At 66.7% G+C, this 20,177-nt stretch carries 22 protein-coding genes; 14 read left to right on the top strand and 8 right to left on the bottom strand.

The features are described 5' to 3' along the window. Window positions 1–232: 232 nt before the first annotated feature. Window positions 233–1,684: an aldehyde dehydrogenase gene (locus DA1_RS02155; protein ID WP_017404385.1), complete on the top strand. Its 1,452-nt coding sequence runs from the start codon at window positions 233–235 to the stop codon at window positions 1,682–1,684. Window positions 1,685–1,836: 152 nt separating this feature from the next. Next, a complete protein-coding gene (locus tag DA1_RS02150) occupies window positions 1,837–2,358 on the top strand; it encodes an FKBP-type peptidyl-prolyl cis-trans isomerase (protein ID WP_012206894.1) in 522 nt (173 codons plus the stop codon). A gap of 67 nt (window positions 2,359–2,425) precedes the next feature. On the opposite strand, the gene DA1_RS02145 is transcribed toward DA1_RS02150, so the two are convergent. Continuing rightward, a complete protein-coding gene (locus DA1_RS02145; RefSeq protein WP_034396430.1) occupies window positions 2,426–2,998 on the bottom strand; it encodes a glycine zipper 2TM domain-containing protein in 573 nt (190 codons plus the stop codon). A gap of 145 nt (window positions 2,999–3,143) precedes the next feature. After that, complete coding sequence (locus tag DA1_RS02140; protein WP_013801111.1) at window positions 3,144–3,524, bottom strand: PepSY domain-containing protein; 381 nt, start codon at window positions 3,522–3,524, stop codon at window positions 3,144–3,146. A gap of 256 nt (window positions 3,525–3,780) precedes the next feature. On the opposite strand from DA1_RS02140, the gene DA1_RS02135 reads away from it, so the two are divergent. Genes DA1_RS02135 through DA1_RS02125 form a run of 3 tightly spaced genes read left to right on the top strand, consistent with a single transcriptional unit; the run spans window position 3,781 to window position 6,209 of the window. Continuing rightward, on the top strand, window positions 3,781–4,086 hold the full coding sequence (locus DA1_RS02135; RefSeq protein WP_012206897.1) for a PepSY domain-containing protein: 306 nt from the start codon (window positions 3,781–3,783) through the stop codon (window positions 4,084–4,086). A gap of 6 nt (window positions 4,087–4,092) precedes the next feature. Then, on the top strand, window positions 4,093–4,764 hold the full coding sequence (locus DA1_RS02130) for a response regulator transcription factor (RefSeq protein WP_034396433.1): 672 nt from the start codon (window positions 4,093–4,095) through the stop codon (window positions 4,762–4,764). After that, the gene (locus tag DA1_RS02125; protein WP_034396434.1) at window positions 4,761–6,209 is read left to right on the top strand and encodes a sensor histidine kinase; all 1,449 of its coding nucleotides are present in this window, start codon (window positions 4,761–4,763) and stop codon (window positions 6,207–6,209) included. The genes DA1_RS02130 and DA1_RS02125 overlap by 4 nt, the downstream gene beginning before the upstream one ends. A gap of 46 nt (window positions 6,210–6,255) precedes the next feature. On the opposite strand, the gene DA1_RS02120 is transcribed toward DA1_RS02125, so the two are convergent. From DA1_RS02120 to coaBC, 4 genes are all read right to left on the bottom strand, one after another. After that, entirely contained in the window at window positions 6,256–7,080 is an 825-nt protein-coding gene (locus tag DA1_RS02120) for a hypothetical protein (protein WP_034396437.1), read from the bottom strand. Window positions 7,081–7,143: 63 nt separating this feature from the next. Next, entirely contained in the window at window positions 7,144–7,593 is a 450-nt protein-coding gene (gene dut / locus DA1_RS02115) for a dUTP diphosphatase (protein WP_034396440.1), read from the bottom strand. Window positions 7,594–7,663: 70 nt separating this feature from the next. Continuing rightward, a complete protein-coding gene (locus DA1_RS02110) occupies window positions 7,664–8,209 on the bottom strand; it encodes a hypothetical protein (protein ID WP_034396443.1) in 546 nt (181 codons plus the stop codon). Between the two features lie 17 nt (window positions 8,210–8,226). Beyond that, the gene (gene coaBC, locus DA1_RS02105) at window positions 8,227–9,450 is read right to left on the bottom strand and encodes a bifunctional phosphopantothenoylcysteine decarboxylase/phosphopantothenate--cysteine ligase CoaBC (RefSeq protein ID WP_034396446.1); all 1,224 of its coding nucleotides are present in this window, start codon (window positions 9,448–9,450) and stop codon (window positions 8,227–8,229) included. 102 nt (window positions 9,451–9,552) lie between these two features. Here coaBC and pyrG point away from each other — a divergent pair, with 102 nt between their 5' ends. The 6 genes from pyrG to DA1_RS02075 all read left to right on the top strand — a co-directional run bounded on the left by pyrG (window position 9,553) and on the right by DA1_RS02075 (window position 14,871). After that, the gene (gene pyrG / locus DA1_RS02100; RefSeq protein ID WP_012206904.1) at window positions 9,553–11,211 is read left to right on the top strand and encodes a CTP synthase; all 1,659 of its coding nucleotides are present in this window, start codon (window positions 9,553–9,555) and stop codon (window positions 11,209–11,211) included. Between the two features lie 40 nt (window positions 11,212–11,251). Beyond that, window positions 11,252–12,109: a 3-deoxy-8-phosphooctulonate synthase gene (gene kdsA, locus DA1_RS02095; protein WP_013801105.1), complete on the top strand. Its 858-nt coding sequence runs from the start codon at window positions 11,252–11,254 to the stop codon at window positions 12,107–12,109. Window positions 12,110–12,112: 3 nt separating this feature from the next. Further along, window positions 12,113–12,403 (top strand): DUF1330 domain-containing protein, encoded by a 291-nt coding sequence (locus DA1_RS02090; RefSeq protein WP_012206906.1) that lies wholly within the window; start codon window positions 12,113–12,115, stop codon window positions 12,401–12,403. Window positions 12,404–12,637: 234 nt separating this feature from the next. Then, window positions 12,638–13,924: a phosphopyruvate hydratase gene (gene eno / locus DA1_RS02085; RefSeq protein ID WP_012206907.1), complete on the top strand. Its 1,287-nt coding sequence runs from the start codon at window positions 12,638–12,640 to the stop codon at window positions 13,922–13,924. A gap of 64 nt (window positions 13,925–13,988) precedes the next feature. Next, entirely contained in the window at window positions 13,989–14,267 is a 279-nt protein-coding gene (gene ftsB / locus DA1_RS02080; protein WP_012206908.1) for a cell division protein FtsB, read from the top strand. Between the two features lie 175 nt (window positions 14,268–14,442). Continuing rightward, complete coding sequence (locus DA1_RS02075; RefSeq protein ID WP_034396449.1) at window positions 14,443–14,871, top strand: hypothetical protein; 429 nt, start codon at window positions 14,443–14,445, stop codon at window positions 14,869–14,871. A 12-nt stretch (window positions 14,872–14,883) separates the two neighbouring features. Here the strand turns inward: DA1_RS02075 and hslO are convergent, their stop codons facing one another. Both hslO and DA1_RS02065 read right to left on the bottom strand, forming a co-directional pair. Further along, window positions 14,884–15,876, bottom strand: a complete 993-nt coding sequence (gene hslO, locus DA1_RS02070) for an Hsp33 family molecular chaperone HslO (protein WP_012206910.1) — start codon at window positions 15,874–15,876, stop codon at window positions 14,884–14,886. 35 nt (window positions 15,877–15,911) lie between these two features. Beyond that, complete coding sequence (locus DA1_RS02065) at window positions 15,912–16,436, bottom strand: gamma carbonic anhydrase family protein (RefSeq protein ID WP_012206911.1); 525 nt, start codon at window positions 16,434–16,436, stop codon at window positions 15,912–15,914. Between the two features lie 54 nt (window positions 16,437–16,490). On the opposite strand from DA1_RS02065, the gene DA1_RS02060 reads away from it, so the two are divergent. From DA1_RS02060 to DA1_RS02050, 3 genes are all read left to right on the top strand, one after another. Then, window positions 16,491–17,297, top strand: coding sequence for a ferritin-like domain-containing protein (locus DA1_RS02060; RefSeq protein ID WP_013801101.1), 807 nt, complete (start codon window positions 16,491–16,493; stop codon window positions 17,295–17,297). A gap of 188 nt (window positions 17,298–17,485) precedes the next feature. Beyond that, window positions 17,486–18,763: an EAL and HDOD domain-containing protein gene (locus DA1_RS02055; RefSeq protein WP_034396453.1), complete on the top strand. Its 1,278-nt coding sequence runs from the start codon at window positions 17,486–17,488 to the stop codon at window positions 18,761–18,763. Between the two features lie 58 nt (window positions 18,764–18,821). Next, window positions 18,822–20,111: an EAL and HDOD domain-containing protein gene (locus DA1_RS02050; protein ID WP_012206914.1), complete on the top strand. Its 1,290-nt coding sequence runs from the start codon at window positions 18,822–18,824 to the stop codon at window positions 20,109–20,111. Window positions 20,112–20,177 lie beyond the last annotated feature (66 nt).

Below are 20,177 nucleotides of genomic sequence, written 5' to 3'. Positions count from 1 at the left end.
GTGCGGCCATGGACATGATTATGGGAAAGTGCAGGCCTGTCGCGCCCCATGGCTTTCCCCGCGTACAGCCAGGACAAGGGTAAACCCCGGAGCCTGTGCACGATCCGTCATGCGCTTTGTGCGCGCAGCGGGCTGCCTGCGCCATCGCCTGCTTCTACGATGACCGGCACGCCAGGCAGCGCCAAAGCCAAAGCCAACGCCAACGCCACAACCGCATACCAAGGAGACAGTCATGATCGAACAAACCATGCTCATCGCAGGCCAGGCCGCACAGGCCGGCAATGGCGCCACCTTCGAGCGCCGCAATCCGCTGGACGGATCGGTGGCCACGCGCGCCCCGGCTGCCACACCCGAAGATGCCGTGCGCGCCGTCGAGGCCGCGCAAAAGGCCTTCCCCGCCTGGGCCGCGCTGGGCCCGACCGAACGCCGCCAGATGCTGATGAAGGCATCGCAGGCCCTGGAGGCCAAGACCGAGGCGTTTGCCGCCGCCATGGCCGCCGAGACCGGCGCATCGGGCATCTGGGCCGGCTTCAACGTGCACCTGGCCGCCAACATGTTCCTGGAGGCCGCATCGCTGACCACCCAGATCAATGGCCAGATCATTCCCTCGGACGTGCCCGGCAGCCTGGCCATGGCCGTGCGCCAGCCCGCTGGCGTGGTGCTGGGCATTGCGCCCTGGAATGCCCCCGTCATCCTGGCCGTGCGCGCCATTGCCACGCCGCTGGCCTGCGGCAACACCGTGGTGCTCAAGGGCTCGGAGCTGTGCCCCGCCACGCACGGCCTGATCATTGAGGCCCTGCAGGAAGGCGGCCTGCCGCCCGGCGTGGTCAACTTCGTGACCAATGCGCCCGAAGATGCCGGTGCCGTGGTCGAAGCCATGGTGGCCCACCCGGCCGTGCGCCGCGTGAACTTCACGGGCTCCACGCGCGTGGGCCGCATCCTCGGCCAGACCTGCGCCAAGTACCTCAAGCCCGCCATCCTGGAGCTGGGCGGCAAGGCGCCCTTCGTGGTGCTGGACGATGCCGACATCGACGCCGCCGTGGCCGGCTGCACCTTCGGTGCCTTCGCCAACTCCGGCCAGATCTGCATGTCCACCGAGCGCATCATCGTGGACGAGTCCGTGGCCGGCGATTTCCTGGACAAGCTGGTGGCCCGTGCCACCTCGCTGCCGCTGGGCGATCCGCGCAAGGGCCCCGTGGTGCTGGGCTCGGTGGTGGACATGGCCACCGTGGAGCGTGCCAACCGCCTGATCGACGACGCGCTGGCCAAGGGCGCAAAACTGCTGTGCGGCGGCAAGGCCACCAACACCCTGATGGCCGCCACGCTGATCGACGGCGTCACGCCCGAGATGGACATCTTCCGCGAGGAAACCTTCGCCCCCGTCAAGGCCATCGTGCGTGTGCGCGGCGAGGAGCAGGCCATTGCCATGGCCAATGACAACGAATTCGGCCTGTCCTCGTCCGTCTACACCCGCGACACCGCACGCGGCTGGCGCGTGGCCGCGCGCATCGAGGCCGGCATCTGCCACGTCAACGGCCCCACCGTGCATGACGAGGCACAGATGCCCTTTGGCGGCGTGAAAAACTCGGGCTACGGCCACTTCGGCGGCCAGGCAGGCATCGATGCCTTCACCGAGACGCGCTGGATCACCATGCAGACCACCCCCCGCCACTATCCGTTCTGATCGGCAGGACTCGCCGCCCGGCCTGCGCAGCAGCCGGGCAGCCGTGGGAAAATCGCGCCAACGCGGCCGCCGGCACGCCTTCGTCAAACACGGGCGCGCGCGGCGGTCTTTCTTTTTCCCCACCGCGGCATGGGCCGCACAAGCTGCACACCATGGAAATCACAGAACAATGCGTGGTCGCTCTGACCTGGACCCTCAAGGACACCCTGGGCGAGGAACTGGACGTGCTCGATGAGCCCGTGGAGTTCCTGGTCGGCGGCGACGATCTGCTCAAGCGCATCGAGGAAGCCCTGCAGGGCCACGGCCAGGGCAAGACCCTGGACCTGCACCTGGAGCCCGAGGAAGCCTTTGGCGACTACAACGAAAGCCTGATCTTCCTGGAGCCGCGCGCCCTGTTCCCGGCCGAGCTGGAGGAAGGCATGAGCTTCGAGGCCAGCGCCCTGCCCAAGGGCTGCAGCGCCGTGCAGCCCGACCTGCTCTACACCGTCACGGAAATCTATCCCGAGCATGTGGTGCTGGACGGCAACCACCCGCTGGCCGGCATTGCGCTGCGCCTGCACCTGAAGGTCGAAGGCGTGCGCGAAGCCACCGAGGAAGAAATCGGCCGCGGCTCGGCCGGCACCGGCTTCTTCCGCATCCAGCCCATGGCACCGGGCAACGACACGCTGCACTGAAATTGCCGCGCTGAAATGGCAAAGGGCTCCCTGCGGGGAGCCCTTTTGCATGGAGCGAGCCTGGTACTCAGCGAATCAGCTGATTGTTGTCCACGCGCACGCTCTCGCCTATGCGCAGCTGCGGATTGTTCTGGTAGTCGAACACGCGCGTGCTGCCATCGTTCAACTGCACGGTGACGCGGTAGACATCGCGCAGGTCGCCAGGGCCGGTGTTCTTCTCGATGGCATTGCCCGCCATGGCACCGCCCACCACGCCCGCAATGGTGGCGATGTCGCGCCCACTGCCCTTGCCCACCTGGCGGCCCAGCACCCCGCCGACCACGCCGCCCACCACGGCCCCGGCGCCTATGCCCGAGCCGCCAATGCCGCTGGGCTGCTGGATCTGCACCAGTTGCACATTGGTCACGCGCCCCTGCTGCACATAGCCACCGCCGCCCGGGTAGGCCGTGCCGGGCTGGCCGCCGTTGGGATAGCCACCGCTGGGGTAGCCGCTGGTCGGATAGCCCCCGGCTGGATAGCCGCCGGCAGGGTAGCCGCCACCCGGGTATCCGCCCTGCTGGGGGTAGCCCGCGCAGGCGCTGAGCATCAGCGCGGCAATGCAGCCGGCGCCCATGGCGCTCAAGCGATGAATGGAAGGCATGAGAATCTCCTGTGTACTGTCCGTGGATCGATCAAGGGCAGCCACCGGACCGGCCAGCGACTGCATACCGCTTCAACGTCCCAGGCCGCATGCCTGCCGACCGGACAGAACACTTGCTGACAAAAATCAGCTTGCCCGCCCGGCCTCAATTGCGTGCGCGGATGCTGAGCACGTTGCCGTTGTTGCCATCGACGTAGAGCTTCACAGGGCGGCCATCGCCGGTCTGGCCCTTGACCTGGTAGAGGCCGTCCTCCCACTCGATCTCGCGCAGGTCGCGGTAGCCCAGGACTTCCATGCGCTCGAAGATTTCGCGGATGCTCAGGCCCGGCCCCTGGAAGGCGCCGCGCACGGAGGCTACCGTGGTGGCCACGGCCTCGCCGGCCTGTACGGTCACGGAAGGCCCGCCCGTGGCGGCGGCCTGGGCCTGCACCTGGGCGACCAGCCCGGCAGTGGCGATCAGAACAATGCCCAGGCCCGTCAGGCCATGGCGTGCAGCGCGGGAAATCAGTTGTCGGATGGAAGGCATGAGGTTCTCCTTGGCATGTGAAGGTCGGCGACTGGGCCGGCGATTGGGTCGGCGATTGGGCTGGCGATGCATTTGAAAAGGCCGCATCTGCCGGCTGCTGCGCCTTCGTTTCCGGTGGATTGCGACGGCGTGCAGCCATTGTTCGATGCAGGCCATGAACGCAAGCTGAAGCAGCCGTTCATCCGAGGTTCATCCACGCTGGGCTATAAAGTTTTCCATGCCCACTCCATCCTTCTCCATTCCTCGCAGGTCCTGGATGCTGCTGGCCGCACTGCTGCTGATGGCGGCGGCCCTGGCCTCCTGGACCACGCCCTCGGACGCCGGCGACAGCGACCATGAACTCGCTCGCCAGGCCCTGCAGCAAGGCCGCGTGCTGCCGCTGCGCACCGTGCTCGATCAGGTCGAGCGCGACTACCAGGGCCAGGTCATCAAGGTCGAGTTCGAGCATGACGACGGCCGCTTCATCTACGAGATCCGGCTGCTGCAATCGGGCGGCCGCGTGGCCAAGCTCAAGATCGATGCGCGCGATGGCAAGGTACTGAGCTTCAAGCGCAAGGACTAGACGCAGATGCGAATCCTCGTGGTGGAAGACGAGCCCACGCTCTGCGGGCAACTGGTACAGGCCTTGCAGCAGGCAGGCCATACGGTGGAGACGGCCGCGGACGGCGCAACGGCCCAGTACCTGGGCGAGGTCGAGGAATTCGACGCCGCCGTGCTGGACCTGGGCCTGCCCGTGCGCGACGGGCTCACCGTGCTGCGCGCCTGGCGTGCGCAGGGCAGGGTCATGCCGGTGATGATCCTCACGGCGCGCGGCGCCTGGCATGAGAAGGTGGCCGGCATGGATGCCGGCGCCGACGACTATCTGGCCAAGCCCTTCCACATGGAAGAGCTGATGGCCCGCCTGCGCGCCCTGCTGCGCCGGCTCAGCCCGCACGCCAGCGCCCAGTGGCAATGCGGCCCCATCGTGCTGGACTCGCGCCAGGCGCGTGTGAGCGTCGCCGGCCAGCCGCTCACGCTGACCAGCCATGAATTCAAGGTGCTGGCCCTGCTGATGCAGCGCGTGGGGCAGGTGATCTCGCGCACCGAACTGTCAGAACACATCTACCCGCAGGACAGCGACCGCGACTCCAACACCATCGAGGTCTTCGTCGGCCGCCTGCGCAAGAAGCTGCCGGCCGGCAGCATAGAGACCGTGCGCGGCCTGGGCTACCGGCTGGTGGAAGGCATGCCCGCTGCATGAACGCGCCACAGGAAAGACAGGTATCCCGGCTTGGCGATTCGCTGCGCCTGCGCCTGCTGGCCGGCACGCTGGCCTGGGTGCTGGCGGCCGTGCTGCTGGCTGGCTGGGGGCTGCGCGGCCTGTTCCGCGACCACATCGCGCAGCAGTTGCAGGCGCAGTTGGTGCTGCAGCTCGACCAGCTCAGCGCAGCCGTCAACAGCCTGCCCGGAGGGCGCATCGAAGTCGGACTGGCCGTGGGCGATCCGCGTCTGGCGCAGCCGCTGTCGGGCCTGTACTGGCAGATCGACCAGGTGAGCGATGGCGCGGGTCCGCCCGAGAAGGCCGGCTTGCTGCGCTCTCGTTCGCTGTGGGACCAGACGCTGGACTGGCACCAGTTCCGCGCCGATGCCGGCCGCCCGGATGAGCACCACGAGGACACGGCGCTGAACACCGGCATGCTGCCCGATGGCCAGGGCCACCAGCTCGTGGCCGTGGCACGCCCTCTGCAATTGCCCGAAGCCGACGCGCCGCCGCTGCGCCTGATCGTTGCGGCCGACAGCGCCCTGCTGGCCGAGCCCATGCAGCGCTTCACCACCATGCTGATCGCCGCACTGGGCACGCTGGCGGCCGGGCTGGTGCTGGCCGTGGTGCTGCAGCTGCGCCTGGCGCTGCGGCCGCTGCAGCTGCTGCGCAAAGGCCTGTCCGACGTGCGCAAGGGGGCAACGCCGCGCCTCGAAGGCCGGTTCCCGCAGGAACTGCGCCCCCTGGTGCAGGAATTCAACCATGTGCTGGATGTGAACGCCGACATGGTGCAGCGCGCGCGCACGCAGGCCGGCAACCTGGCCCATGCGGTGAACACGCCGCTGTCCATCCTCGGCAATGCCGCCGCGCAGGAAGGCGGGGCGCTGGCCGAACTGGTCCGAGAGCAGGTCGCCAGCGCCAGCCGCCAGGTGGACCACCATCTGGCACGCGCCCGCGCTGCGGCCCGCCAGGCCACAGGCCTGCGCACGCCCCTGGAGCCGCCGCTGGCCTCACTGGTGCGCACCATGGAGCGGCTGCACGCCGGCCGCGGCATCCGCTTCGCGCTGAAGGGCGATGCGCAGCCTTGGGACTTTCTGGGCGATGGCCAGGACCTGATGGAAATCCTGGGCAACCTGCTGGACAACGCCGGCAAGTGGGCGGCCCAGGCCGTGAGCCTGGAAGTCCAGGGCCTGGAGCACGATCAGGCCGGCGGCCCCTTGCTGCTGACGGTGGACGATGACGGCCCCGGCATCGAAGACGCCGACCTTGGCCGCATCTTCGAGCGCGGCGAGCGCCTGGACGAACGCAGGCCCGGCGCAGGCCTGGGCCTGGATATCGTGCGTGACCTGGTGCAGACCTATGGCGGCAGCATCGCGGCCAGCCGCTCGCCGCTGGGCGGCCTGCGCATGCAGCTGCGCCTGCCGGGGGCAAAAAGACAGCTGTGACCGCAGGAGCGGGGCAGCAGCGGCTCAGTGCCCTCTCAGGGTCCTTTCAGTGTCCTCTCAGCGCGCGCAGCACCTGCACCAGGGTATCTGCCTGGGGAAACAGCCAGTCGGCCAGCGCGCCAAGCGCCACGGCGGCCACCAGTGCGCCCAGCACCGGCTTCCAGCTCAGGCGCAGCGCGGCCAGCAGCCAGCCCTCGCGCTCCACCACATAGAGCGTGCGCGCCATCAGCAGCGCAAAGGCCACCTCCACCGCCACGGCCAGGAACAGGTCGGCCCCAAAGACCAGCCACAGCAGCGACCCTGCCCCCGTGACCGCGACCAGCAGCGCCGCAAACACCAGCAGCACGGGGACCAGGACGACGGCGCCTTCATCCAGCCCATCGATGCCCGGCACATCAAAGCCTTGCGACGCCGAGGAAGCGGCCTCGGACATGGCGCCGCCGTCATCCCAGCTGCCGCTGGAGCCACCGCCGCCATACGAGCCGCCCTGCCCGCTGTCGAATCCGCCAGCCTCCGGCGTGCGGGCCGGTGAAGAGCCGCTGCTGCCGGGCGTCACATCGGGAACATCGGACACCTCCCAGTCGCGGCGCAGCATGCATTCGGCCCACAGGCGCAGCAGCAGCAGGTACAGCAGATAGCCACAGGCCAGGGCCACGCCATAGCGCAGCGCCATGCTGTGCATGCCCGCGTGCAGCAGGCCCAGGCTCAACAGCGACATGCCGGCCAGGCTCAACCCGCCCGTCAGTGCCGCATGCAGCCGCAGCCAGTGGCGCTGCTGCAGGCGGCGGCGCATGCGGTCTTCCTGCGTCAGCATCACGCGCGTCCATGATGCGGATGGGCGGTGGCGCGTGCGCCGGGATGGCCTGGCCATGCGGATTCCTCCCTGGAGCGATGCCCGGGCAGCGCGGCTGCGGGCGTTTTCTGGCTGAGCGCCTTATTGCTTGCCTGTAGAGCCGTAGCCGCCCGCGCCGCGCTCGGAAGCCGACTCGAACTCCTCGACCACATTGAAGCTGGGCTGCACCACGGGCACGATGATCAGCTGGGCCAGGCGGTCCATGGGCTGCAGCGTGAAGGCCGTGGTCGAGCGGTTCCAGGCGCTGACCATGAGCTGGCCCTGGTAGTCGCTGTCGATCAGGCCGACCAGGTTGCCCAGCACGATGCCGTGCTTGTGGCCCATGCCCGAGCGCGGCAGGATCATGGCCGCGTAGCCGGGGTCCTTGAGGTACATGGCCATGCCCGTGGGCACCAGTTGCCATTGGCCGGGCTCCAGCGTCAGCGGCGCATCGATGCAGGCGCGCAGGTCCAGGCCCGCGCTTCCCGGCGTGGCGTAGGCGGGCATGTTCTCGCGCAGGCGCGCGTCAAGGATCTTGATATCAACGTTCATGGAAACAATCTGGGGAGCGCCTCACGGCAGGCTCTCTTGAAAAGCAAAGCGCGCATTGTGCCCCGCGCCGTCACCCGGACGACTTGAGCCCGCTGCGAAAGCCTTTGACGATGGCATTGATGATGGTGAGCAGCAGGATGAAGGGGCCGATGCCCGGAATCACCACGGCCAGGATCAGGCCGATCACGATACCCAGCAACTGGCCCGGACCTATCTTGAAGACCGTCTTCTTGACGGCCTTGGCGGCGGAGGACGCCTGGGCTTGCTGTGCCCGCGCCGCCTGCCGGCCGCGATCGGCCCTGCCACCATTTCTATCGCCGTTCCTGTCGCCATTCCTGTCGCCTGCAGACGGCTGGCGCCCCGGCAGGGCAGGCACCGAAGCCTGCTGCGCGGCGATGCGCGCCTTCTCGGCCGCAGCCTGAACCTGCTCGCGCACGCGCTCGACGACGGACTGGGACTGCGCGCCCGGCGTGGCCACCGCATCGGTGAAATCGCTGCGTCCCTGCGCCATCCAGCCGTGGGCCGCAGAGCGGTACAGGGGGCTGGCGCGCAGCAGCTCATCCACATAGCGCACATAGTCGCCGTGGCGGGGGCCTTCGTAGGTGTTCTGTGACATGCGGGCCTTCGGTGGTGTCAACGGACGGGTGGCAGGCGCCGGGCGATCTCGGCCACCAGCTGGCGCGCCAGCAGGGACTTGGAGGCGTGCGGCAGCTCCATGGTGCCGGACTCGTCGATCAGCAGCAGGGCATTGTCATCCCGCCCAAAGGTTGCGGGACCGATATTGCCCACCAGCAGCGGCACCTGCTTGCGCAGGCGCTTGGCGCTGGCGTGCTGCAGCAGGTCATGGCTTTCGGCGGCGAAGCCCACGCAGTACAGCCGGCCGCTGCGCGCAGGCTCGGACTGCGCGGCGGCCGCCAGGATGTCGGGGTTCTCGACGAAGGTCAGCGTGGGGGTCTGGCCCGAGCCGTCCTTCTTGATCTTCTGGTCTGACGCCGTGGCCGGGCGCCAGTCGGCCACGGCCGCCGTGGCGATGAACACACCGGCTTGCGGCAATTGCTGGTGCACGGCATCAAACATCTGCTGCGCCGATTGCACGTCGATGCGCTGCACGCCGCGCGGCGTGCGCAGGTGCACGGGCCCGGCCACCAGGGTCACCTGGGCGCCCGCCTCGCGGGCGGCGCGCGCAATGGCAAAGCCCATCTTTCCGCTGGAATGGTTGGTGATGCCGCGCACGGGGTCGATGGCCTCGAAGGTCGGGCCCGCCGTGACCAGCACCTGGCGGCCCTGCAGCAGCTTGGGCGTGAAGAAGGCAGCCAGCTCCTCCATGATTTCCTCGGGCTCCAGCATGCGGCCGTCGCCCACCTCGCCACAGGCCTGGTCGCCCGTTCCCACGCCCAGCACCATCGCACCGTCGGCCGCCACTTGCGCCAGGTTGCGCTGCGTGGCCGGGTGCGCCCACATCTCGCGGTTCATGGCAGGCGCCAGCAACAGGGGCACGCGGTCCATGGGGCGCGCCAGGCACATCAGGCTCAGCAGCTCGTCGGAGCGGCCCTGCACCAGGCGCGCGATGAAGTCGGCACTGCAAGGCGCGATCAGCATGGCATCGGCCTCGCGACTGAGGTTGATGTGGGGCATGTTGTTGGGCTCGCGCGCGTCCCACTGCGAACCATAGACCGGACGGCCCGACAGCGCCTGCATGGTCACCGGGGTGATGAACTGCTCTGCCGCCTCGGTCATCACCACCTGCACGGTGGCCCCGGCCTGCACCAGCAGGCGCACCAGCTGGGCAGATTTGTAACAAGCCACGCCTCCGGAGAGGCCGAGCACCAGATGTTTACCTGCGAACACTTCAGTCATGGCGCGCAATTTAGCAGAGCCGGAGCATCCGAGCAGCCCCGCGCGGCGCGGCGAATTCGGCGGCGCATCTATAATCCTGCTTTACCACCACCAATAAAAGACATGACCAAATTTGTCTTCGTCACAGGCGGTGTGGTGTCTTCCCTGGGCAAGGGAATCGCCTCAGCCTCCCTTGCTGCGATCCTCGAATCGCGCGGCCTCAAAGTCACCCTCATCAAGCTGGATCCCTACATCAACGTGGACCCGGGCACCATGTCGCCCTTCCAGCACGGTGAAGTGTTCGTGACCGATGATGGCGCCGAGACCGATCTGGACCTTGGCCACTACGAGCGTTTCATCGAAACGCGCATGAAGCAGTCCAACAACTTCACCACCGGCCGCATCTACCAGAGCGTTCTGGAAAAGGAGCGCCGCGGCGACTACCTGGGCAAGACCGTGCAGGTGATCCCGCACGTGACCAACGAAATCCAGGAGTACATCAAGCGCGGCGCCGGCCTGGGCACGCCTGACGCTGTCGATGTCGCCATCTGCGAAGTCGGCGGCACGGTGGGCGATATCGAGTCCCTGCCCTTCCTCGAAGCCGTTCGCCAGCTGGCCCTCAAGCAGGGACCCAACAACACGGCCTTCGTGCACCTGACCTACCTGCCCTGGATTGCCACGGCCGGCGAGCTCAAGACCAAGCCCACGCAGCACACCGTGCAGAAGCTGCGCGAGATCGGCATCCAGCCCGACGCCCTGCTGTGCCGCGCGCAGCACCAGGTGCCGGAAGAGGAGAAGGAAAAGATCTCGCTGTTCACCAACGTTCCCGAGTGGGGCGTGATCTCCATGTGGGATGTGGACACCATCTACAAGGTGCCCCGCATGCTGCACGAGCAGGGCCTGGACGGCCTGATCTGCGACAAGCTGCGCCTGAACACGCCGCCCACCAACCTCAAGCGCTGGGACGACCTGGTCCACGAGACCGAGCACCCGCAGGGCGAGGTCAAGATCGCCATGGTCGGCAAGTACGTCGAGCTGTCGGACGCCTACAAGTCCGTCAACGAGGCGCTCAAGCACGCCGGCATGCAAAGCCATGTGGCAGTGAAGATCACCCATGTGGACTCCGAGACCATCAGCGACGCCAATGCGCGCGACAAGCTCTCGCAGTACGACGCCATCCTCGTGCCCGGCGGCTTCGGCTCGCGCGGCGTGGAAGGCAAGATCTCCACGGCCCGCTACGCCCGCGAGAACAAGGTGCCCTACCTGGGCATCTGCCTGGGCATGCAGGTGGCCACCATCGAATACGCCCGCCATGTGGCCGGCCTCGAAGGCGCCAACTCCACCGAGTTCGACCCCAAGTCCGCCAACCCCGTGATCGCCCTGATCACCGAGTGGAAGGATGCCGACGGCACGGTCAAGACCCGCGACGAGAACTCTGACCTGGGCGGCACCATGCGCCTGGGCGCGCAGTCCTCCGACGTGCAGGCTGGCACGCTGGCCCACAGCATCTACGGTGATGTGGTCACCGAGCGCCACCGCCACCGCTATGAAGCCAACGTCCAGTATCTGGACCAGCTGCGCGAAGCGGGCCTGGTGATCTCGGCGCTGACGCAGCGCGAGCAGCTGACCGAGATCGTCGAGCTGCCCAAGGAAGTTCACCCCTGGTACATCGGCGTGCAGTTCCACCCCGAGTTCAAGTCCACGCCGTGGAGCGGCCACCCGCTGTTCAACGCCTTCGTGAAGGCTGCGATCGAACGCCAGAAGGCGCCGCGCAAGCCCTGACTCTGCACCGCCGCCCACCATTTCCCAAGGAATCCTCACCATGAAACTCTGCGGCTTCGATGTCGGCCTCGACCGGCGCTTCTTTCTCATTGCAGGCCCCTGCGTCGTCGAGTCCGAACAGCTGCAGATGGACGTGGCGGGGCATCTCAAGGAAATCACGGCGGCCCTGGGCATCCACTTCATCTTCAAGAGCAGCTACGACAAGGCCAACCGCAGCTCGGGCGCCAGCTTTCGCGGCCCGGGCATGGACAAGGGCCTGGAGATCCTGGCCAAGGTGAAGAAGGACCTGCAGGTCCCCATCCTGACCGACGTGCACACCGAGTCCGAAATCCCGGCCGTGTCCCAGGTCGTGGACGTGCTGCAGACGCCGGCCTTCCTGTGCCGCCAGACCGACTTCATCCGCGCCGTGGCCCAGTCGGGCCGGCCGGTGAACATCAAGAAGGGCCAGTTCCTGGCCCCGCATGACATGAAGAATGTCATCGACAAGGCCCGTGCGGCTGCAAGGGAAGCCGGCCTGCCCGAGGACAGCTTCATGGCCTGCGAGCGCGGCGCCAGCTTTGGCTACAACAACCTGGTCTCGGACATGCGCAGCCTGTCCATCATGCGCGAGACCGGCGCGCCCGTCGTCTTCGACGCCACGCACAGCGTGCAGCTGCCCGGCGGCAACGGCACCAGCAGCGGCGGCATGCGCGAGATGGTGCCCGTGCTCTCGCGCGCGGCCGTGGCCGTGGGCGTGGCGGGCCTGTTCATGGAAACCCATCCCAACCCTCCCTGCGCCCTCAGCGACGGCCCCAACGCCGTGCCGCTCAAGCACATGAAGGCCCTGCTCGAAACCCTGGTCGCGCTCGACGACGTGACCAAGAAGAACGGCTTCCTCGAAAACGACTTTGGAGTCTGACCCATGGCCAGCGGCTACATCATTGCGTCCGTCACCGTCACCAAGCCCGAGCAGTACGAGGAATACCGCAAGTGGAGCACCGAGGCCATGCGCGTGCATGGCGCCGAAGTCTGCGTTCGCGGCGGCAAGGTCGAAGTGCTCGAAGGCGACTGGAACCCCGGCCGCACCGTGATCCTCAAGTTCCCCAGCTTCGAGGCAGCCCGGGCCTTCTACGACACGCCCGAGTACCTGCGTGCCCGCGAGGCGCGTGAAGGCGCATCCATCATGCGCATGGTCTGCGTGGAAGGCGTCTGACGGCCAGCCATCCCGGCTCGTCAAGAGCGCAGCGCATACAAAGCCATACAACCAATTTGTGCACAATAGCCGCCGCCCGATCGCAGATACTGCGCCGCGGAGCATGGCTGTGCCCGGTGGCACGGCAGCCAGCCACGCCATCGACCACCCATACCGCTTGCCCGGCAAGCACCAGGGCGCAACCTCACCGGAACCCGCCTGCACACCGATTTCAAAAACCGCAAAGGAAATGCCATGAGTGCAATCGTTGACATCGTAGGCCGCGAAGTGCTGGACAGCCGCGGCAACCCCACCGTCGAATGCGACGTGCTGCTGGAATCGGGCGTGATGGGCCGTGCCGCCGTGCCTTCGGGCGCGTCCACCGGCTCGCGCGAAGCCATCGAGCTGCGTGACGGCGACAAGAGCCGCTACCTGGGCAAGGGCGTGCTCAAGGCCGTCGAGCACATCAACACCGAGATCTCCGAAGCCGTGCTGGGCCTGGACGCCTCCGAGCAGGCCTTCCTGGACAAGACCCTGATCGACCTGGATGGCACCGACAACAAGGGCCGCCTGGGCGCCAACGCCATGCTGGCCGTCTCCATGGCCGTGGCCCGTGCCGCCGCCGAAGAAGCCGGCCTGCCGCTGTACCGCTACCTGGGCGGCATGGGCGGCATGCAGCTGCCCGTGCCGATGATGAACGTCATCAACGGCGGCGCACACGCCAACAACAGCCTGGACCTGCAGGAATTCATGATCATCCCCGTGGGCGCGCCGTCGTTCCGCGAAGCCGTGCGCTGGGGTGCCGAAGTCTTCCACGCGCTCAAGAAGATCATCCACGACAAGGGCATGAGCACGGCCGTGGGTGACGAAGGCGGTTTTGCGCCTTCCGTGGAAAACCACGAAGCCGCCATCCAGCTGATCCTGCAGGCCATCGAAAACGCAGGCTACAAGGCCGGCGAACAGATAGCCCTGGGCCTGGACTGCGCCGCCAGCGAGTTCTACAAGGACGGCATGTACGTGCTGGCCGGTGAAGGCAACCTGACGCTGACCGCCACCCAGTGGACCGACATGCTGGCCGGCTGGTGCGACAAGTACCCCATCATCTCCATCGAGGACGGCATGGCCGAAGGCGACTGGGATGGCTGGAAGATCCTGACCGACCGCCTGGCCGCCAAGGTCCAGCTGGTGGGCGACGACCTGTTCGTCACCAACACCAAGATCCTGAAGGAAGGCATCGACAAGAAGATCGCCAACTCCATCCTGATCAAGATCAACCAGATCGGCACGCTGACCGAAACCTTCGCCGCCATCGAAATGGCCAAGCGCGCAGGCTACACGGCCGTGATCTCGCACCGCTCGGGCGAAACCGAGGATTCGACGATTGCCGACATCTCCGTGGGCACCAATGCCGGCCAGATCAAGACCGGCTCGCTGAGCCGTTCGGACCGCATCGCCAAGTACAACCAGCTGCTGCGCATCGAGGAAGACCTGGGTGACATCGCCCACTACCCCGGCCGCGAGGCTTTCTACAACCTGCGCTGAAAAGCGTTAGGCTTGCAAGCCATCCGGCCTGCAAGCCTTTTTCCTTTCCGCAACATCTGCTGCCATGGTCAACCGCGTCGTCCCCCTTGTCCTGCTCGCCCTGCTCGCCGCCGTGCACGCGCAGTTGTGGCTGGGCCATGGCAGCGTGGCCTACGTCAAGGAACTGCAGCAGCAGATCCACGACCAGAACGTGGCCAATGCCCTGGAAAAGGCCGAGAACGACCGCCTGGCCTCCGAAGTCAACGACCTCAAGGACGGCCTGGCCATGGTCGAGGAAAAGGCCCGCAGCGAGCTGGGCATGGTCAAGCCCAACGAGATCTTCGTGCAGATCGTGCGGCGCTGAAGGTTGGGATTTTTTGCACCAAGGCCGGCTTCATGCCGGCCTTGTGCTTTTGCAACAAGGCGCCTGCACCCCTTAACCGGGCCTGCGCGCAAGCCGAGACAGGTACTTGGACACAGACCACTTGCCCCCGCCCCCGGTGATTCTTCTGGGATCGCCGCCCGCGCTCGCGCTTTCCATGGCCCATGCATTGCGCCAGGCCTGGCGGCACCACGGAGCATCTCCTGCTGACTGGCAATGCCTGGCGGCCGAGCCGGGGCAGTCTCTGCCGGAACATGGGGCTGTCTACCTGCTGGGACTGGATTGGAGAGCCTCCGTCACCGAGCACGAAGGGGTGAGCAATGGCCCTGCCGCACAGCTCCAGCATTGGCGTGACCAATTGCAAAGCCAGTCACGCGACTACGTGGTGCTCTACGGCAATACCGCCCGGCAATGGCAACAGCTGGCCGAGTCGCTCAGGCTCAAGGCTCCGCAAATGGACTGGTCCTGGCTGCCCGCAAGCCCCGCGCAACGCAGCGCACGCCTTCGCCCCTACGGCTGCGAGCAATGCAGCGACCCGGACTGCGAGCGGCGATTGTTCGACGCGCTGCGCAGCGGGCGGGACTGACTCCGAGCGTATTTACTGGACGTTCGTCGAGGTCGGTGGCTGCTTGCCGGCTTCGGTGAACAGCTGGGCGGCATCGATGGGATCGAACTCGTACTGCTTGCCGCAGAAGTCGCAGCCCACCTCGATATTGCCGCGCTCCTCCAGGATGCTGTCCACCTCTTCAATGCCCAGCGAGACCAGCATGGCGCCCACGCGCTCACGGCTGCAGGTGCAGGCAAAGCGCGGGCGCTCTTCATCCTGCTGGGGGACGAAGCGCATCAGCTTCTCTTCCCAGAACAGGCGCCGCAGGATGGTTTCCACATCCAGCGTGAGCAGTTCATCGCGCGTCAGGCTGGCGGCCAGCGTGGCGATGCGGTTGTAGTCCTCGTTCAGGCCGATGGCGTCCTGGCCCGATTGCTCGCTTTCGGTGGCGGAGGCCAGGTTGGCCTCACCCTTGACCGGCATGCGCTGGATCAGCAGGCCGGCAGCCAACTGGTCATTGGCGGCCAGCACCAGCACGGTGTCCAGCTGCTCGGACTGCAGCATGTAGTGCTGCAGTGCATCGGACACCTTGGAGAACCTGCGGCCTTGCGCATCCTGCAGCGGCACCACGCCCTGGTAGGGCTGCTGGCCCGGCTGGCGTCCCTTGGGGTCCAGCGTGATGGCGCAACGGCCACCACCGTTCACATTGAGCAGTTGCTCCAGCGTGGCGCCTTCGGGCGCCTCCCCGATCAGGGTGGCGGTGGCGCGCAGGCCGAAGTCGGACTGCACCTCGGCCACGGCCAGCTTGACCGGGCCGTCGCCCATGACCTGGAAGACCAGGGCGCCGTTGAACTTGATGTTGGACTGCATGAGCACGCCGGCAGCCGCCATTTCGCCCAGCAGTTCGCGCACGGCAGCGGGGTAGGCGCCGGTCTCGCCGTTGCCCGCGCGGCGTTGCAGGATTTCCTGCCAGGCGTCGGTGAGGCGGACGATGGAGCCGCGCACGGGCAGGCCTTCGAAGATGAATTTATGCAGTTCAGACACGCTGATGGATTCCGTAAAAAAGTGCCGGGCCTCGCTCAGCCCAGCTTGCGCAACCCGGTCTTGAACCGGCGCGCATTATCGACATAGTGTTGGGCGCTGCGGCGCAAGCCTTCGATCTGCTCGGGCGTCAATTGGCGCACGGCCTTGGCCGGGCTGCCGATGATCATCGAGCCATCGGGAAACTCCTTACCCTCGGTGATGAGGGCACCTGCGCCGACCAGGCAGTTCCTGCCGATCTTCGCGCCGTTGAGCACCACGGCACCGATGCCGATCAGCGACTCGTCGCCGATGGTGCAGCCATGCAGCATGACCTGGTGGCCCACGGTCACATGGCGCCCCACGACCAGCGGCTTGCCCAGGTCGGCATGCAGCACGCTGGCGTCCTGGATGTTGCTTCCCTCGCCGATGGAAATGCTCTCGCAGTCGCCGCGCAGCACGGCGCCGAACCAGATGCTGGCGTCTTCGGCCAGCTGCACATTGCCCATGACCTCGGCACTGTCGGCCACCCAGGCCGATGCTGCCACTTCAGGGGCCACTCCATCCAGTTCATAAATCGCCATGGGTCTTTGTCTCCGTCAATTATTGGTGATGGCAGGAAACCTAGAATTGTAGGGATGGAGTTACGTCACCGCGCCCTTGAGGTTTTGTGCCTCCCGGACCCCGAAGAAAAGGCCGCCGCCGCGTTGGACATGTATGCACGGCAGGCGCTTTATTCAATAGCAGCGCAGGCACCGGCCCTGCCCGATCCCGCACCGGACCTGCCCGGCCGCCCGCTGCGGCCCGAGCTGCGCCACCACACTGCCGTTGCAAGGCGCTCGCCGGCCACGCCCGAAGGCCGGGCCGTGCTGATCCACGCCATTGCCCACATCGAGTTCAACGCCATCAATCTGGCGCTGGATGCCGTCTGGCGCTTTGACGGCATGCCGCAGCAGTACTACCTGGACTGGCTGCAGGTGGCCGCCGAGGAGGCCAAGCACTTTCGCCTGCTGCGCGAGCATCTGCGCGCGCACCTGGGCCATGACTATGGCGACTTCCCGGCCCACCAGGGCCTGTGGACCATGTGCGAGAAGACCGCGCATGACGTGGTGGCCCGCATGGCCCTGGTGCCACGCACGCTGGAGGCACGGGGCCTGGACGCCACGCCCCAGATACAGAACAAGCTGCGCAACACGCGCGCGCCCGATGCGCTGGCGGCCGTGGACATCCTCGACATCATCCTGCGCGAGGAAGTGGGCCACGTGGCCATAGGCAACCACTGGTACCGCTGGCTGTGCGAACGGGAAGGCCTGGAGCCGGAGGCGCACTACCAGCACCTGACGCAGCGCTACGAGGCACCGCGCCTGCGCCCGCCCTTCAACGAGCGCGCGCGCCGCGCCGCTGGCTTCACCGATACCGAACTGGCCTGGCTGCAGCAGGTCTGAAGAAAGACTGCCGCAGCCGCGCGGACAGGCCCGTCCCGTCCGCATGGCCGCACAATGGTTTACAAACTAGGATGGGTCCGACTCCGCAATCGGACTTGTCCCAGCAGACACTGCCTGTCGGCATATTTATTCAGAACATTCCTACAATCAGATCTGCTGCTTACCGTGCCTCTTCGACCGAACACTCCATGACCGAATTGCCTGTCCATCTCTTCAACGATGCCCCTGCGGCCAGCCCCGCGTCCACAGACCGGGGAATGATCGCGCGCCAGGCCATCGTCAACGGGGTGCAGCAGATCATCGGCTACGAGCTTTTCAACCGTTCTCGCGCCTACCCGGACCATACGGCGGCCTCGGACGTGTCCCTGGTGTTCACGGCCCTGTCGCATGCTGGCGAAGAGGATCTGGTCGGCACCAAGTTGATGTTCGTCAACTGCACGCATGAAAGCCTGGCCGGCGGGCATCTGGAGCTGCTCAACCCCGACAAGGTGGTGCTGGAGATACCGCCGCTGGGCCTGGCCGCACAGCAAGAGGTGCAGGCCCGCCTGCCCATCCTCAGCAATCTGCGCGCGCGCGGCTTCAACCTGGCCTTCAATCACACGGTGCTGGAGTCCGCCTATGCGGCCTGGCTGCCCCTGGCCGACTACATCAAGTTCGACCTGTCCGTGCTGGCCCCTGACCAGTTGGCCGTGCTGGTCAACTTCGCTGGCCGCCACACGCGCGCCGAGCTGATCGCCGAGAAGGTGGAAAGCGCCCAGCAGCATGAGCAGGTCGGCCGCCTGGGCATACAGCTGTTCCAGGGCTTCTGGTTTGCGCGGCCCACGGTGGTGCGCACCAAGCTGCTGTCGCCCTCGCAGCAAAGCATCGTCCAGCTGCTGAATCTGGTGCGCCAGCAGGCCAGCACCGATGCCATCGAGGATGTGCTCAAGAAGGATGCGGGCCTGGCCTTCAACCTGATGCGCCTGATCAATTCCGTGGGTTTTGGCGTGCAACGCGAGATCACCTCCTTCCGCCAGGCCGTGATGCTCATGGGCCTCAAGAAGCTGTTCCGCTGGGCGGCCATGCTGCTGACCGCATCGCGCAACGGCGGGCCGCCGCCGGCCATCGGCCAGACCGCCGTGATCCGCGGGCGGCTGATGGAGCTGCTGGCCCAGGAATCGCTGAGCGAGGAAGACTCCGACCAGGCCTTCGTCGTCGGCATCTTCTCGCTGCTGGGCAGCATGCTGGACCTGCCGCAGGACGTGGCCATGAGCCTGATCCCCGTGCCCGATGCCGTCTCCGCCGCCGTGCTGCGCCATGAAGGCGTGCTGGGCGAGCTGCTGATCCTGGCCCAGGCCTGCGAGGCCAGCGACGACGCAGCCTTCAACCGCAGCGCAGACGCACTGCGCCTGAGCAGCCAGCAGATCAACTGGGCCCATCTGCAGGCCCTGGCCTGGACCGATCAACTGGCAGACAGCTCGCTATAGTCATGAGCTATCGCATGCAACTCAACGCCGCCGCTCCTTCATCTTTCTCAGCTTCCAAATGACTACCAACGACAACTCCTCCGCTCCGCCACCACCCCTGCCAGAAGGAGTGGAGGACGGACAGGTGGCCGTCATTGCGCGCCAGGCCATCGTCAACGAGGCGCGCGATGTCTTCGGCTATGAACTCTTCGATCGCTCCACAGCCCAGCATGCGCACACGGCGGCCTCCGATGCCGCCCTGCTGTTCAACGCACTGTCGTATGCGGGAGCCGAGGCGCTGGTGGGCAAGAAGACGGTCTTCATCAACTGCACGCATGACAGCCTGGCCGGCGGCCACCTGGAACTGATCCACCCCGACAAGGTGGTGCTGGAAGTGACCACGCTGGGCGAGAACGCCACCACAGCCGATATCGAAGAGCGCCTGCCCACCTTCCAGGCCCTGCGCCAGCGCGGTTTCCGCCTGGCCTTCAACCAGCACCTGCTGCGCCGCGCCTATGCCAGCTGGCTTCCTGCGGCCGCATTCATCAAGCTGGACATGCAGACCTTTGCACTGGCCGATGCCGAGACCCTGGTGAATTTCGCGCGCGCCCATACCAATGCCCAGATCGTGGCCGAAAAGGTCGAGACCTCCGAGCAGTTCGAGCGCATGCGCGACCTGGGCGTGCGGCTGTTCCAGGGCTTCTGGTTCGCCCAGCCGCAACTCGTGCAGGCACGCACCATCCGCCCCACGCAGGCGACCATCATCCAGCTGATCAACCTGGTGCGCCAGCAGGCCAGCACGGACGAGATCGAAGCCCTGCTCAAGAAGGACCCCACGCTGTCCTTCAACCTGCTGCGCTTCATCAACTCCTCGGGATTTGGCCTGTCCTGCGAGATCACCTCGTTCCGCCATGCGGTGATGATCCTGGGCCTCAAGAAGCTGTTCCGCTGGGCGGCCCTGCTTTTGACCACCTCGCGCGCGGGCGGCACGCCGCCGGCCGTGGGCCAGACCGCCGTGGTGCGCGGACGCCTGATGGAGCTGCTGACGGCCGAGCTGCTCTCGCCCGAGGAATGTGACAACGCCTTCGTGGTGGGCGTGTTCTCGCTGTTGGATGTGATGCTGGGCCAGCCCATGGAAAAGGCGCTGGAATCCATCGCCCTGCCCCAGCCCGTGATCGATGCGCTGGTGCACAACAAGGGCGTGTTCGCGCCCTTCCTGGAGCTGACGCGCGCCTGCGAAAGCGGCGACGACGAAGGCTTTGCGCGCGCCGCCAACGCCTTGCAGCTGTCCAACCACCAGGTCAACTGGGCGCACCTGCAGGCCCTGGCCTGGGCCGACAACCTCACGGCGGACGACGCCACGGTCTGAACGGGCCAGCCACCATGGCAAAGGGCTTGCGGCCGGGAAGCCGCAAGCCCTTTTTGCATGCCACGC

The sequence above is a fragment of the Delftia acidovorans NBRC 14950 genome, assembly GCF_001598795.1.
GTDB lineage: Bacteria > Pseudomonadota > Gammaproteobacteria > Burkholderiales > Burkholderiaceae_C > Comamonas > Comamonas acidovorans.
Note: the sequence above shows the minus strand (reverse complement) of the source record. Positions and strands in the feature narration are given on the sequence as shown.